The sequence below is a fragment of the Streptomyces sp. NPDC001020 genome (genome assembly GCF_053599115.1).
Window position 1 is genome coordinate 35,654 of sequence record NZ_JBSFLQ010000029.1, and the last position, 14,650, is coordinate 50,303.

Below are 14,650 nucleotides of genomic sequence, written 5' to 3' on the forward strand. Positions count from 1 at the left end.
GTCAGCCACGGCCGTACCTCTCCTCAGCCTTCCAGAAGTAGATGAAGCCGCCGATGCCGGCGAGCAGGGCCCAGCCCGTCGCGTACGCCCACACATGGTGGGGAAGCTGACGGGCGTGGAAGCTGTCGATCAGCGCGAAGCGCATCAGATCGATGTAGACGGCGGCCGGGTTGGCGCCCAGGAGGACCGTCACGGTGTGCGGCAGCCGGTTGTCCCCGAGCGTCCGGTCGATGCTCCACATGACGCCCGACACGTACATCCAGGTGCGCAGGAGGAACGGCATCAGCTGTGCGATGTCCGGTGTCTTGGCGCCGATCCGGGCCACGATCATCGAGACGCCGGCGTTGAACACGAACTGCAGGATCAGTACCGGAACCGCGAGTACCCAGGAGATGCTGATCGGGACCCCGAAGCCGAGCAGAATCACGACCAGGGCGGCCATCGAGAACAGCAACTGCTGGAGCTGCTGCAACGCGAAGGAGATGGGCAGCGCGGCGCGCGGGAAGTGCAGGGCTCGGACGAGTCCCAGGTTGCCGGAGATCGCGCGGGTGCCCGCCATGATCGAACTCTGGGTGAACGTCCACACGAAGACGCCCGTGACCAGGAACGGGACGAAGTCCGAAATGCCCCGTTTGGTGCCCAGTAGCACGCCGAAGATGAAGTAGTAGACCGCCGCGTTCAGCAGCGGCGTCATGACCTGCCAGACCTGGCCGAGCTTCGCCTGGCTGTACTGAGCGGTGAGCTTGGCGGTGGCGAAGGCCGTGATGAAGTGGCGGCGCGCCCAGAGCTGGCCGACGTATTCGGGCAGGGAGGGTCGTGCGCCGCTGACCGAGAGGCCGTACCGGGCGGCGAGCTGCGCCGGGGTGTCGGTCGCCGCGCCGGCCGCGGGGGGCGGTGTGTCGAGTACCTGGCTCACATCCGCTGCTTTCGCTGAGGGGGTCGGGTGCGCAGACCGGTCCGCAGTCTTCCGTCGCGATGCCCCCCGCCGGTACCGCCTCCCGGCGTTTCTCACGTTTCTTGCCGTTGTCTTGCCCTGCTCTAGCGGTCTTTTACTGCTCTTGGGGGTTTGAGGGACTGCTCTTTACGTCGGAACGGGACCGTATCGTCGTGACGTGAGCGTAAGCCGCTCCGACGTCGCAACGCAACCGTTCCGTCGTCCCGGCCTATGCTGGTCCGCATGACGACGAATGCCGACGCCCCCCAGGTGAAACGGCGCCGCACGCCCGCCGGTGCGGCCGTGCTCCGCGAAGAGGTGACGGAGGCCATTCGCGAGGCCGTCTTCGCGGAACTCGCGGCCGTCGGCTACGCCCGGATGTCCATCGAGGGCATCGCGCGCCGGGCGGGCGTGGGCAAGACGGCGGTGTACCGCCGGTGGCGCTCCAAGCTGCACCTGGTCCTCGACCTGGTCTCGGCGGTGGCGGTCCAGGGGCTGCCGGCTCCCGACACCGGCTCCCTGGAGGGGGATCTGCGCCTCCTGTACGAGGTGACGTCCCGCGCGCTGCGCCACCCGGTGGCCGGCCAGATCATCCCGGACCTCCAGGCAGAGGCGGCCCGCAACCCCGATATCGCCGAGGCCATGCAGAAGGCGCTGCGGGAGGGTCAGCAGAGCGTGGCGAGCGGCATCGTGGCGGCGGCCGTGGCGCGCGGCGAGATCCGCGAGGGCGCCGACCGGGACCTGGCCCTCGACCTGATCTCGGGCCCGCTGTACTGGCGGGCGGTGGTGGTGCGGGGTTCGGAGCTTCCCGAGGGGTACCTGGAGGGGCTCGCGCGGGCGTCGGCAGGGGCGCTCAGGGCGCTGTGAGGGGCGCGCGGCCTTCGGCTCGGTGACGTTGCGCTACGCGGTCTTGGTGGTCTTCGATGTCTTCGCGGCGACGGGCTTCGAGTCGGCGGCCACGGGTGGGGTGGATGGAACCTGTGACACTTTCGCCGAAACTGTCACACTCGTCTGGCTACCACCCGGCCCCCCTGCGTGGACCTGCTCAGCCCTTGAGCCGTTCCACGAACGCGGTCCAGGAAGCGGCGGAGAAGACGAGCCGGTGCGCGTGCGGGGTCTTGCTGTCGCGGACGGGAACGAAGCCGGGGCAGCCGTCGGCGACTTCGATGCAGTCGTTCGCTCCCCCTTCGCTGTAAGTCGACTTGCGCCACAGGGCGTTGCTCAGGTCGGGGGTGTGCGTCATGGTCGCTGCTCCTCCAGTTCACGTCTGATGAACGCGAGCGAGTCCGCAGGGGACAACGCCAGGTCTCGGAGCCGATCGTAGGACAGTCGAAGTCGGAGCACATCGTCCGGATCTTCGACCAGGGCGCTGCAGCCGTTGCCTTCCTTGTAGGCAACGGCGCTTCCGTCCTTCTGCCAGAGCAAGGTGAGTGACCCCGTCATGTGATGGTGAGCTCCTACGGAGAACGGCAGCACGTGGATCACGGCGTTGGGCTGCATGGCGACGGCTTCCAGGCGATGCAACTGGTCGCTCCATGTCTTCGCCCGGGTGGCCGGGCGGCGGAAGGCGAACTCATCGATCACGATGCGAAGTAGATCGCCGAGGTCGCGGCACGCATCAACGCGCCGTTGCCCGCGGCTCTCCCGTTCACTTGGAAGTGCAGTGCCGCGGCGAGGTCCCAGGGGTCCCCGCAGGTGAGGACGGCCTCCGTCTGCAGTCCGATGTCCTTGGGGTCGGCCGCCGCCCAGCGCCGGAACCGGTCGAACATGTCTGGAAGTTCGAGGCCGCACTCCAGCAGCGACTCTCCGACGAGTACGGCCATCTGCGTGTCGTCGGTAGCCTCGCCCGGGTCCCAGCCGCCGCCTCCGCACATCTCACCACCCTGGCCCGGCCGAGGGAAGCGCGCCGTGAACGTGCCCTCGGGTCCGAACTCGAAGGGCGCGCCCAGCGCGTCGCCGACGGCGGAGCCGAGGACAGTGGCGATGGCGCGACGGGTGCGCATGGCGGTCACTTCAGGCGAAGCAGGCGTCGAAGCCTGCGGCCCACCACGGACGTCACACCTCGTACGCCCGGCGCCAGCCGCAGCGCCAGTGCCCCGGAGTGCGTCGCGTACGGCTGTACCAGCAGGACGCCGTGCCGCAGGCTCGGCACCGCGTGGCGGCGCAGCAGGCCGGGTCCGGAGAGGGCGTGGGCCCCGGTGCCGCGGCTGGTGCCGTCGTCGAAGCGCAGCGTCAGCCGCAGGTCCCAGGTGCCGGCGCCGAGCGCCTGGAGGTCCACGGGCATCTCGGCGGTCCAGCCGTCACCGGCCGTGTCCCGGTCGAACGCGGCGGTGCGGGCCAGGCCCACCCGCGTGCTGTCCTCCCTGAGGACGAACTCCACGTCCACCCTGGCCGGACGCGCGTTCTCCACCCGCCCGTACAGCTCGTGCAGGCGCAACCGCAGCCGGGTCGTGCCCAGCCGCGGTCGCAGTTCGGCGTCCACGGCGACCGGCAGGTGCCGCATGGGGCGGTGCAGCAGATGCTCCAGCCGGACCTGTGGCAGGTCCGCGGACCAGAGTGGAACGCCGTCCGCCGTGCTCGCGTACGGCGGAGTCAGCCGCGCCGGACGGGCCGCCAGCTCCCGGAGCCGGCGCAGGTCCCGCGGCTGCTCGGCGGCGAGGACCACCTCTGCGATCACCCGGCCCGAGGCGGACGCCTGCGCGAAGTCGGCTGCGTCGAAGTCCGCCAGGTACGCGCGCGTGAGTTTCCACCACGCGTCGCGGTACTCCGCCTCGCGCAGCGGGAGCTCACGCGCGTACATGCGCAGCCCGCGGTCCAGGAAGGAGGTGCGCGCGGCCCGCGCCAGCCGCTTCTCGCCGGCGCCCAGCAGCGTCTCGTACGCCTGTTGGCTCGCCGTTGTGCGCGCCTTCCAGTTGTCGATGTCGGCGCGGTCGAGCGAGATGGACAGGCGCCCGGCCGAGCGGCGCACGTGCCAGAGGTAGACCGTGTCGGGGACCAGGGCGATGCTCGGTCCGGTGGCCAGGACGCGCGCGCTGAACACGAAGTCCTCGTAGGGGAAACGGCCTTCGGGGAAACGGATGCCGTGCTCGCGCAGGAAGTCCGTCCGGTACAGCTTGTTGACGCACAGCGTGTCGTGCACCAGACGGGGGCGCTGGGAGGGGTGGGAAACCACCGCGGGCCGCTCGTAGAGGCCGGGCTGCCAGGGCACCTCGCGGCCCGAGGGCAGTTCGCGGCGCACACACAGGCCCGCCGCGAGCTCGGTTTCGTGTGTCACGGCGGCCGTGAGGAGCGCGTCCACCGCGCCGGGCGGCAGCACGTCGTCGCTGTCCAGGAACATCAGGTACGGCGCGGTCGCCGCGTCGATCCCGTCGTTGCGCGGGGTGCCGCAGCCGCCGCTGTTGGCGGTTCTGCGCACCACCTTCACCCGCGGGTCCTCGGCCGCGAGGGCGTCCAGCAGATCGGCGCTGCCGTCCGTCGAACAGTCGTCGACCGCGATCACCTCGCGGACCACGCTGCCCTGGGCCAGAGCCGAACGCACCGCGTCCGTCACATGAGTGGCGTCGTCGTATCCGATGGTGACGACACTGACTTGGGCATCGTGAGAGTGCATCGAGTCCACGAGCCGAAAGCCTAGGGATCTTTGGTAATTCTTTCGTAAGAACACTTGGTCATTTGTGCCGGAAGATGGCGGGAATCCAGCCGGTTCGCCGCGTCGGCCCATCCGGTTCGGGCCCTTCCGGTGCGGAACGCCCGGAGCGCCACAGACGGACGAAGGACATGACCGCCGCGGACGCCAACAGCCCATTGCGTACGAACATGAGCAGGCAGCCCGTCCAGGTGCTGTTGATGACAGATCCGTAGAGCGCGGGGTACTCCACGGTGCTCACCGCGGTCGCCGCGAGGACGAGCAGGGCCACCGCGCGCTGTGTGGTGTGCCGTGAGGTAAGGCACACGGCGGCCAGCCCGATCAGCCACACCATGTACTGCGGGCTGATCACGCGGCTCGTCACCGTGAACAGCAGGACGGCCGCGAGAGCCGCGTCGTACGGCGTCGCCGGTGTCCAGTGGCGGGCCCGCAGCCGCCAGAGCGCCAGGAGCCCGAAGGCGGCCACGGTCAGTGCGAGTGAGCAGGCGGCGACGGCCTGCACATGCGGACCCACGAACTCCACGGCTCCGTACCGGTAGCGCGTGTGCCCCGGCCAGCCGGCCCGGTGCGCGAACATGAGCACCGTGCCGCCCAGCGACTCGATCTGCACGCCCCGGCCGCCCTGCTGGCGCAGGAAGTCGAAGGGGTTGCGGAACATGACGGTGAGCAGGGCGAGCAGCGCTGCCGCGGTGACGAAGGCCGCCGTCCACGCCTCGCGGGTGGTGCGGCCGCGCGGGGTGCCGATGAGTGCCAGCGCCGGCCACACCTTCACCAGGGCGCCCAGCGCCGCGAACGCACCGCACGCGCGTGTGGAGCGTGACAACGCCAGCAGGGAGACGACGGCGAAGGCGGTGACCTGTACGTCGTAGCGGGCGAGCGGAATGTGCAGCAGCAGCGGCAGGCCGGCCGTCCACAGTGCCGCTCCGGACAGCGAGCGGCCCGGGCGAGTGCCCGCGCGGGCGAGGGCGAGTGTGATCACGGCGTCCGTGAGCAGCGTGAGGATGACGAAGGCCTGGAAGTACGTCAGCTGCGGCAGCAGTCCGGGCGCGAGCAGCACCATGCCCGCGCCCGGCGGGTACTGCCAGAGGTGGTCGCCCGAGGGGAACGCGCCGTGTGCGAGGTCGCCGTACCAGTGGAAGTACAGCCTCGACACCTCGTGTGCGACCCCGCCCCGGCCGAGTACGGCGTACTGGTCGTGGGTGAGCAACCACAGCATCAGGGCACGGGTGGCGAGCCAGCCGACGGCGAGGAGAAGCAACCGGTGGGGCGAGCGGAGCCTCTTCGAAAGTGACGGAAACGACGGCGAACGATGCGCGGCCGAGGCCGCGAGGGGCTGCGTGGCACTCTTCAAGGCACTCATCAATCCCGGATCGTAAGCCGGATGGACGCCGCATGTGTGCCGATACACCGTCAAGGCCAGCCAAAGTCAGTTAATAGTACAAAAGCTGCGCATGTTGAATGCGGGTATGAATCGGTCATCGGTGAGGCGTGCGGAACGTGTGGCCGTCCTTGTGCCCGTGGTCGTCATGTTCGCGCTCGGGCTGTGGGGACTGGACCGCGGCGGCATGTGGCGCGACGAGGCGGTCACGTTCCAGGTCGCGCGCCGCTCGATGCCCCAGATCTGGCATCTGCTGGGCAGCGTGGACGCGGTGCACGGCGCGTACTACCTGCTGATGCACCTGGTCCTGGCCGTCCGGCCCGGCGAGGTGCTGCTGCGGCTGCCCTCGGTCTGCGGGGCGGCCGCCGCGGCGGGCCTGGTCGCCGCGCTGGGCACCCGGCTGTGCCGGCCGCGGGTGGGGCTGTGGGCGGGGCTGCTGTACGCGGTCACGCCGATGGTCGGGCACTACGCGCAGGAGGGCCGCTCCTACGCGCTGGTCGCGGCCGGGGCCGTCGGAGCGACGCTGCTGCTCGTGCGAGCGGTGCGGGGCGGGAGCTGGTGGCCGTACGCCGTGGTTCTCGCCGGCACGTGCGTGCTGCACGAGTTCGCGGTGCTGGTCCTTCTGGCGCACGCCTGCACGCTGGCGCTCGCGCGGGTGCCGGGGAAAGTGTGGCGGGGGTGGCTGTGCGCGGCCGGGGCCGCCGTCGTGCTGTTGCTGCCGCTGGTGCTGGTCTCGCAGGAGCAGGCGGCTCAGGTGGCGTGGCTGACGGCACCCGACGCCCGGAGCGTGGAGGCGCTGCTGAAGGGGTTCGCGGGGCCTGACTGGGTGGTTCTGGGGCCGTACCTGATGCTGATGGCGTTGGCCGTGGCCTTTCCGGGTCCGCGGCGGGAGGTGTCCCTGGTGAGGGTGGCGTTGCCGTTGATGGTGGTTCCGCCGGCGGTGTTGATGGGAGTGTCGCAGTTCCGGCCGTTGTACGACGACCGGTATGTGCTGTACGCCCTGGCGGGGGCCCCGTTGCTGGCCGCGGCGGGGGTCGAACGGGTGGCCGGGGTCGTCGGCCGGCTGCGGGCCGACGACCGTCGTGCCCCCCGGGCGCGGGCCCCGTACTCCGTCCCCCGCCGCGTGGGTGCGGCCCTGGCCGGTGTGTTCGCCGTCTGTGGTGTGCTCGTCGTGCAGTTCCCCCAGCTCCGAGCCGATCGCAGCGCCGCCAACCGGCCCGACGACCTCGCCGCCGTGTCCGCCGTCGTGGGACGGAAAGTGCGGCCCGGCGACCCCGTGCTGTTCCTTCCCTCGCTGGAACGGCGGTCGGCGCTGGCCTATCCGGCGGACTTCCGGGGAATCCGGGACGTGGCGCTCAAGGTGCCCGCCGCCGCCGGCGGAACCCTGTACGGCCGGGAGGTCGGGCCCGGGGAACTGCGGCGACGGCTGGCCGGGCTGGCGTATGTGTGGGTGGTCAGCGAACCCTTCGCGCTGCGGCCCTCCTGGACCCCCTGGAACCGCACCGAGCGCGCCAAACTCGCGGCCGTGACCGAGGGGTTCATCACCCGTGAGGAGTATGCGAGCCGCGGCATCACCCTTCGACTCTACGTACGCCATGACGAGCCCCGGCTCGCCTCCTCACCCACGCGATCCGCGGCGACATCCCGGTCGAGCTCCCGACCCCGCACACCCTGACGGCGCACGGGGTCGAACGCGGGTCCGCGCTTCGCTCAACGCATACCGGTCAGCACATCGCGCGAGCCCGTCGCCGGTGCCGGGATCAGTTCCGGGGCCTCCCGCTCGCCCAGCATCAGCGTGCGCACCACCCGCTGTGCCGCCCGCCCGTCGTCGAACTCGCAGAACCGCGCCCGGAACACGGTCCGCAGCCGCGCCGACTCCTGGTCCCGCCAGCACCCGGAGGCGAACAGCCACGCCAGTTCCCGGTACGAGCGCGAGACATGACCCGGCGCGCCCTCGGTGATGTCGAAGTAGGCGCCTCGGCTCGCCGTGAACGCGCCCCAGTCGTCGGCGTGCACGACGATCGGCCGGTCCAGGTTGGCGTAGTCGAACATGAGTGCCGAGTAGTCCGTGACCAGGGCGTCCGAGGCGAGCATCACCTCCTCCACCTGTGGCTCGTCGGTGGCGTCGACCACGATCCCGCGCCGGTGCAGCTCGGCCAGGCCCATCCCGCGGGCCGGGCCGTCCGCGAGCGACGGATGCAGCCGTACGACCAGGGTGTGGCCCTCGCCCAGGTCCTCCGCGAACCGGGCCAGGTCGAAACGGTCGACGTGACCGCCCCGCACGTGGTCGCGGCGGGTCGGCGCGTACAGCACGACCGTGTGGTCCTCGGGGATCCGGTGCCGGGAGCGGAACCCGGACCCGTCGCCGGGCTTCGCGTTCACCAGGACGTCGTTGCGGGGGCTGCCCGTGCGGGCCGAGACGAAGTGACAGGGGTAGGCACGGTCCCAGACCAGCTCGGAATGGCGGTTGGCGACCAGGCTGTGGTCCCAGCGGTCGGCGCGGCGCAGCATCTGCGGCACGTCGAACCCGTACCGGGCGCCCGGCTTGCCCAGCAGGTCGGCACCCATGTACTTCAGCGGGGTGCCCTGGTGGGTGTGGATATGGACGGTCCCGGGCCGTTTGGCCAGCGCCCAGGGCCAGTTGACGTTGTTGACGAAGTACGTGGCCCGCGCGGTGAGCCGGCGGTAGCCGAGGGAGTCCGGGATGACGTACTCGATGTCCGGCGGCAGGTGCTCCACCTGGTCCTCGTGCACCACCCACACACCGCGGATGTGCGGGGCGAGGTCGCGTGCCGCGCGGTGGATGGCGGCCGGATCACCGAGGACGCCGCGGTGCGAGAACGCCGAGTAGACCGCCAGGTTCGGGTCCAGAGCCCGGCGTTCGTGGACCCAGGACCAGCTCCGCTTGATCCGCCCGGCCGCCACGCCGCGGGCCTGCTGGGCGCGCCGGCCCAGCGCGTCGCCGACGGCGATGGCCCGCTGCCGGGTCCGGTAGCGGGCGTAACTCCCCTCCAAGATCCGCAGTTGCTCGGGGACCGGCTCCTGGGTGCGGTGCCTGCGGAACAGTTCGGCCGTGCGCCGGAAGAACTCGTCCTTGTCCCGGGCGGGCAGCCGGTCGGGCTTGGCGAGGATGTCCAGACAGTGCTCGCCCATCTTGCGGTGCAGGTACGGGCGCCAGCGGGCCAGTTCCGGGTGGGCGTCGACGTAGGCGAAGACCCGCTCGTACTGGTCATGGACGTCGAAGTGCTTGCGGCTGGTGGTGGACAGGATGTTGCCCTGGCGGCGCTGCCGGTAGTTCACGCAGATCCGGTCGAGCGTCGCGATCCGCCGGGCGCTCAACAGGGTGGGGAACGTCCAGGGCGTGTCCTCGTAGTAGCCCGGCGGGAAGCGGAAGCCGTGCGCGGTGACGAAGTCGCGGCGGTAGACCTTGTTCCACACCACCATCAGCAGTTCGAGGATCTCCGGGTACTCGGCCGCCGTGAAGGTGCGCTCGCCCGCCTCGGCGAGCACCCGGGCCAGCGCGTTGCGCCGGGTGCCGCCCCACCAGTAGGTGCGGGCGTAGTCGAATACGAGGACGTCGGGGCCGTCGGCGCCGCCGGGGCCGTCCGGGGTGCCGGTCTCGTCGAGCCGGTCGGCGATCGCGCGCAACGCGCCCGGGGTGAGCGTGTCGTCGCTGTCGAGGAAGAAGAGAAAGTCGCCGGTGGCGTACGGCATTCCGGCGTTGCGGGCCCGGCCGAGGCCGACGTTCTCGGGCAGGTGCACCACCTTCACCCGCGCGTCACGCTCCGCGTACGCGTCGAGGATCGCGCCGCAGCCGTCGGGCGAGCAGTCGTCGACCGCGATCACCTCGAAGTCGGCGTACGACTGTCCGAGCACCGAGTCGAGGCACTCGGCCAGGTAGCCCTGCACCTTGAAGACGGGGACGATGATGCTGAAGCGGGGCACTGCGGTCAGCTCCTCACGAAGGTGTGGGCCGGGGCCGGGACGCGCTCGGCGAGCGGGGTCACGGGCGGGATCGACTCGGGCGGCTCGTCCAGCAGCACCCGGCGCACGACGCGTTCCGCGGCGCGTCCGTCGTCGAACAGGCAGAAACGCTCCCGGAAGGCGGCGCGCAGGGCGGCGGCGGAGCGGTCCGCGTAGGAGCCGTCGCGGAACACGGCCGCCAACTCCTCGGGCGTGCGCGCCAACCGGCCGGGCGGGGCCTGCGTCAGGTCGAAGTAGACCCCCCGGGTCTCCCGGTAGACCTCCCAGTCGTCGGCGTACACGACGATCGGCCGGTCCAGGTTGGCGTAGTCGAACATGACCGACGAGTAGTCGGTGATGAGCGCGTCGGAGGCCAGGCAGACGTCCTCGGTGGAGCGGTGTCGTGTGACGTCGATGATCCGGTCGGTGCCGACCGCCGTGCCGCGGTCGTAGAAGTAGTGGGCGCGCAGCAGGACGACGTAGTCGTCGCCGATCGCCTCGCAGAACGCCTCCAGGTCCAGGCGCGTGTCGAAGCCGGTGCTGTAGTCGCGGTGCGTGGGCGCGTACAGAAGGGCCTTCCTGCCGTCGGGGACGCCCAGTTCACGGCGGATACGGGCGACGTCCTCGGCGGTCGCCGTGTAGAAGACGTCATTGCGCGGATACCCGTATTCGAGGGTCTCGTACGAGCCCGGGAAGGCCCGCTCCCACATGTGGGTGGAGTGCTGGTTGGAAGAGAGGTTGTAGTCCCAGCGGTCCATCCGCGCCAGCAACTTGGTGAAACTTCCGGAGGCGGCCGCGACCACCGGGTACGTCGACTGGTCGACGCCCATCTTCTTCAGCGGGGTTCCGTGCTGGGTCTGCAGATGCACGCTGCCCGGCCGTTTGACCACGCCGTCCGCGAAGTTGGCGTTGTTGACGAGGTACTTGGCGCGGGCGAGGACTTCCCAGTACGCACGGCTGCCGATCACCGCGTGCTCGACGTCCTTCGGCACGCTGTTCACCGCGTCCCGTTCGACCAGGAACACGGCGCGGATGTGCGGGGCCAGTTCGCGGGCCTTGGCGTGGATCGCGGCCGGGTTGCAGGTGTAGCCGCGGCCCCAGTACGCGCAGTACACGGCGAGGTTCTCGTCGAGCGGGCGGCGCAACTGCAACGCGTAGCGGATGCGGGTGCGCAGCAGGCGTGGCACCGGATCCCGTTTCACCGCCCTGACCACGCCCTGGTTGAGCGCCCGCAGCATGTGGAACGCGGTGTAGGCGCCGGACGCGAGCAGCCGGTGCTGTACCCCGACGCTGCCCGCCGGCGGCCGGAACCCGGCCGGGCGGTGGCGTCGGTAGAGGCGGCCCGCCCGTCGGAAGAAGGCCCGGCGCAGACGCGCGGGCAGCCGCTTCGGATGGGCGGCGGTCTTCAGGACGACGGAGAAGAGCTGCTCGAACAACGGCATCGACCGGTGGGCGGGCAGATCGACTTCGCGAGCCCGGGTGAGTACCAGATCCACCTGGTCGAGGAGGTCGAGTTGGTGCCGGCCGGGGCTGTGAAGGGGGTCGCCCTGCCGACGCAGCAGATGCCGTACGCAGACCGAGCGCAGCACTGCCACGCGCTCGGCGGCGAGCGTGACCAGACCACCCCAGCCGACGTCGGTGAAGTGGCTCGCGGAGAAGGAGAGCCGGTGCTCGGTGACGAACGCGCGGCGGTACGCGGCGCTCCACACGGGGACCGACACACCGGTCAGCTCCGGGGCCTGGTCGGGTGCGAAGGCCCCCTTGGGTGCTCTGCCCAGCGGGGGAGTGGACGTCTCGACGTCCCACCAGTGGACCCGCTCGTGGTCGAAGTAGAGGACATCCACGTCGCCCGTCGTCCTCAGCCGGGCGTCGATCTCCGCCAGCGCGCCGGGCGCGAGGACGTCGTCGCTTTCGAGGAACAGCAGATACGTCCCCCTCGCCGCCCCCGCCCCGATGGTGCGGGCCACGCCCGGTCCACCGGAGGGCGGCGAGGAGAGCGGGACGACCCGGCTGTGCCGCTCGGCGTAGGTGGCGGCGACCGAGCCCGCCGGGGAGTCGGGCGCGTCGCACACCGGGATCAGCTCGAAGTCGCCGAAGGACTGGGCGAGAACCGAGTCCAGTGCCTGGGACAGACGGCCGGCGACGCCGAAGGCGGGGACGATGATGCTGAAGCGCGGCATTCTGGTCTTTCTCTTCTCGCCCCGGTCCGAGTTCCGGGGCCTGGACGGGATGGCTGTCGGGGACGTCAGGGCTCCGGTCGTCCGGTGGGGCGCCGGCTGGGGGCGGGCCTGCGCGCCATGGCGGAACTCCGGGGCTCGGACGGGTCAGAGGCTCTTGCTGAGCGGCGCGGGGCGGCTGGGCACCGGAATGGTCGCGAGCGGGGCGTCCGGCCGGCTCGCCAGGTCCGACGGGGCCGGGTGGCGGTCGGCCAGCGGCACGATCTCCGGCAGTTGGGCGCTCGCCCCGTGCACGACTCGGCGCACGATCCGCTCGGCGGCGCGCCCGTCGTCGTACGGGCAGAAGCGCTCGCGGAACCGGGACCGCAGTTGTGTGGAGCGCGAGCCGCACCAGTGCCCTGTGGTGAAGACGTCGATCAGTTCTGCCTCGTCCCGCGCGATCGCGCCCGGTGGGAAGCCGCGCAGATCGAAGCAGGTGCCGCGGGTTGCCTCGTAAGCCTCCCAGTCGTCGGTGTACACGACGATCGGCCGGTCGAGATTGGCGTAGTCGAACATCAGGGCGGAGTAGTCGGTGATCAGTACGTCCGAGGCCAGGCAGAGCTCCTCGACACTCGGATGGGCGCTGACGTCGATCAGCCGGTCACCGGTGGCCCGGATCAGCGGCTCCTCGTACGAGGGGTGCGCACGGGCCAGCAGTACGAAGCGTGGGCCGAGCCGACGCAGCACGCGTTCCAGGTCGAGGGCGTGGCGTTGGCCGCGGCAGTACTCGCGGTACGTCGGCGCGTACAGGATCGCGACGCTGTCCTCCGGGATACCGAGCGACTGGCGTAGCCGGGCCACGTCCGCCGAGGTCGCCTGGGCGAAGGCGTCGTTGCGGGGGAGTCCGTACTCCAGCGTCGTGTACCCGGACGGGAACACCCGCTCCCAGACGAGGGTGGAGTGGCGGTTCCCCGACACGACGTAGTCCCAGGTGTCGGCCGAGCGCAGCATCCGGTCGAAGTCGATGCCGTGGGCGGCGGCCGGACGGTCCCTGAGGTCCAGGCCCATGCGCTTGAGCGGGGTGCCCTGCCGGGTCTGGACCAGGATCTGGCCGGGGCGCTTGACCATCCGGGGGTCGAAGTCGGCGTTGTGGACGAGGTACTTGGAACGCGCCAGTGCAGACCAGTACGCCGCCGAGCCGGGCCGCAGCGGGCGGGTGGCGGCCGGGAGGGTGCGGTGGTGCTCGGGGCGTGCGATCCACGCGGTGCGGATCTGCGGAGCCAGCTTGCGGAACGCGGCCTCCAGGGCACCCGGGTTGCAGCCGTACGCGCCCCCCGCGTCACGCGTGAACACGGCCCGGTCCGCGCGCAGCGGCAGAGACAACTGGACGCGGTAGTGCACCCGGAGCGCGGCGGCGGCCAGAGCGTGTCTCGCCTTCGCGCCCCGGCGCTTCGCACCGCGCGCGAGACGGGACGCCAGGGACAGCAGTCGGTAGGCGCGATGGCTGCCGAAGCGGACCAGCAGATGGCGTGGGTGCAGTGGGGCGGCGCCGGGGACACGATGGCGGAGGTAGTGGGCGCGGGCCCGGCGCAGGAACTCGGCGTGGCTGCCTCGGGGCAGCCGGCCGCGCCGGACGAAGACCGTGGCCAGGTGGTCGACCATGCGCTGGAACAACACCGGTCGCCAGTGGGTGAGTGCGGGGTGCGCGTCGAGGTGTGCGAAGACCCGGTCGTACTGGTCGAAGACGTCGAAGTGCTTGCGGCTGGTCGAGCCGAGGATGCTGCCCTGGCGGCGCTGGCGGTAGTGGACGCAGACCCGGTCGTGAGTGGCGATCGTGCCCGCCGTGAGCAGCACCGGGAACGTCCAGGGTGTGTCCTCGTAGTAACCGGGTGGGAAGCTGAAGCCGCCGCGCTCGACGAAGTCACGGCGGTACGCCTTGTTCCACACCACCATCAGCAGCGACAGCAGCCCGGGGCGGTCGTCGAGACGGAAGGGCGCGGGGCCGTCCTCTGCGAGCAGGCCTGCGAGCCGGTTGCGGACCGTCTTCCCCGTCCAGTAGGTGCGGGCGTAGTCGAAGACCAAGACGTCCGGGTCGGAGGTGGCCTCCAGCCGGTCGGCGATGCCCTGGAGCGCGTCCGGGGTCAGGGTGTCGTCGCCGTCCAGGAAGAGCAGGTAGTCCCCCCTCGCCTGCTCCAGGCCCGCGTTGCGGGCCCGCCCGAGCCCCACGTTCTCCGGCAGGTGCAGCGGGCGGACGCGGGGGTCACGGGCGGCCAGCTCGTCGATGATCGCTCCGCAGGCGTCGGGCGAACGGTCGTCGACCGCGATCACTTCGAGGTCCGCGTACGACTGTTCCAGCACGGATGTGAGGCATTCCTCGAGGTACGCCTGAACCTTGTACGCGGGAACGACGACACTGAACCTGGGCAAGGGGCATCCATGGGATCGGCACGGGCATACTGCCCGGAAACGGCCGATGGAGTGGTTTGGTTACGCCGCACGCGGCATGTGGGGGAACGCCGCCGGAAACCCCAGGTGAACGGCGAGGGGTGGACCGACCTGCGGTCCACCCCTGA

The 14,650-nt window shown here is 71.0% G+C and carries 10 protein-coding genes and 1 pseudogene; 2 read left to right on the forward strand and 9 right to left on the reverse strand.

What is annotated here, in order from left to right; genetic code table 11:
- Position 1: 1 nt before the first annotated feature.
- Complete coding sequence (locus ACWDEX_RS25345; protein WP_450466249.1) at positions 2 to 916, reverse strand: ABC transporter permease; 915 nt, start codon at positions 914 to 916, stop codon at positions 2 to 4.
- Between the two features lie 249 nt (positions 917 to 1,165).
- Here ACWDEX_RS25345 and ACWDEX_RS25350 point away from each other — a divergent pair, with 249 nt between their 5' ends.
- Positions 1,166 to 1,801, forward strand: coding sequence for a TetR/AcrR family transcriptional regulator (locus ACWDEX_RS25350; RefSeq protein ID WP_450466251.1), 636 nt, complete (start codon positions 1,166 to 1,168; stop codon positions 1,799 to 1,801).
- A 178-nt stretch (positions 1,802 to 1,979) separates the two neighbouring features.
- Here ACWDEX_RS25350 and ACWDEX_RS25355 read toward each other — a convergent pair whose 3' ends face one another.
- The 5 genes and pseudogenes from ACWDEX_RS25355 to ACWDEX_RS25375 form a co-directional block, all read right to left on the reverse strand.
- Positions 1,980 to 2,177 (reverse strand): DUF397 domain-containing protein, encoded by a 198-nt coding sequence (locus tag ACWDEX_RS25355; RefSeq protein WP_450466253.1) that lies wholly within the window; start codon positions 2,175 to 2,177, stop codon positions 1,980 to 1,982.
- Positions 2,174 to 2,629 carry a Scr1 family TA system antitoxin-like transcriptional regulator gene (locus ACWDEX_RS25360; RefSeq protein WP_450466316.1) on the reverse strand — a complete coding sequence of 152 codons (456 nt, stop codon included), beginning with the start codon at positions 2,627 to 2,629 and terminating at the stop codon, positions 2,174 to 2,176. The genes ACWDEX_RS25355 and ACWDEX_RS25360 overlap by 4 nt, the downstream gene beginning before the upstream one ends.
- A pseudogene (locus ACWDEX_RS25365) lies at positions 2,521 to 2,937 on the reverse strand (ADP-ribosylglycohydrolase family protein); the annotation flags it as partial. The pseudogene ACWDEX_RS25365 and the gene ACWDEX_RS25360, both read right to left, overlap by 109 nt.
- 5 nt (positions 2,938 to 2,942) lie before the next feature.
- Positions 2,943 to 4,544, reverse strand: a complete 1,602-nt coding sequence (locus tag ACWDEX_RS25370) for a glycosyltransferase (RefSeq protein WP_450466318.1) — start codon at positions 4,542 to 4,544, stop codon at positions 2,943 to 2,945.
- Between the two features lie 58 nt (positions 4,545 to 4,602).
- Positions 4,603 to 5,796, reverse strand: a complete 1,194-nt coding sequence (locus tag ACWDEX_RS25375; protein WP_450466320.1) for a glycosyltransferase 87 family protein — start codon at positions 5,794 to 5,796, stop codon at positions 4,603 to 4,605.
- Between the two features lie 283 nt (positions 5,797 to 6,079).
- Between ACWDEX_RS25375 and ACWDEX_RS25380 the strand changes: the two genes are divergently transcribed.
- Positions 6,080 to 7,633 (forward strand): glycosyltransferase family 39 protein, encoded by a 1,554-nt coding sequence (locus ACWDEX_RS25380; protein WP_450466254.1) that lies wholly within the window; start codon positions 6,080 to 6,082, stop codon positions 7,631 to 7,633.
- Positions 7,634 to 7,668: 35 nt separating this feature from the next.
- Here ACWDEX_RS25380 and ACWDEX_RS25385 read toward each other — a convergent pair whose 3' ends face one another.
- From ACWDEX_RS25385 to ACWDEX_RS25395, 3 genes are all read right to left on the reverse strand, one after another.
- Positions 7,669 to 9,903: a bifunctional glycosyltransferase/CDP-glycerol:glycerophosphate glycerophosphotransferase gene (locus tag ACWDEX_RS25385; protein ID WP_450466256.1), complete on the reverse strand. Its 2,235-nt coding sequence runs from the start codon at positions 9,901 to 9,903 to the stop codon at positions 7,669 to 7,671.
- Positions 9,904 to 9,908: 5 nt separating this feature from the next.
- Positions 9,909 to 12,101: a bifunctional glycosyltransferase/CDP-glycerol:glycerophosphate glycerophosphotransferase gene (locus ACWDEX_RS25390; protein ID WP_450466257.1), complete on the reverse strand. Its 2,193-nt coding sequence runs from the start codon at positions 12,099 to 12,101 to the stop codon at positions 9,909 to 9,911.
- Between the two features lie 144 nt (positions 12,102 to 12,245).
- Complete coding sequence (locus tag ACWDEX_RS25395; protein ID WP_450466258.1) at positions 12,246 to 14,504, reverse strand: bifunctional glycosyltransferase/CDP-glycerol:glycerophosphate glycerophosphotransferase; 2,259 nt, start codon at positions 14,502 to 14,504, stop codon at positions 12,246 to 12,248.
- Positions 14,505 to 14,650 lie beyond the last annotated feature (146 nt).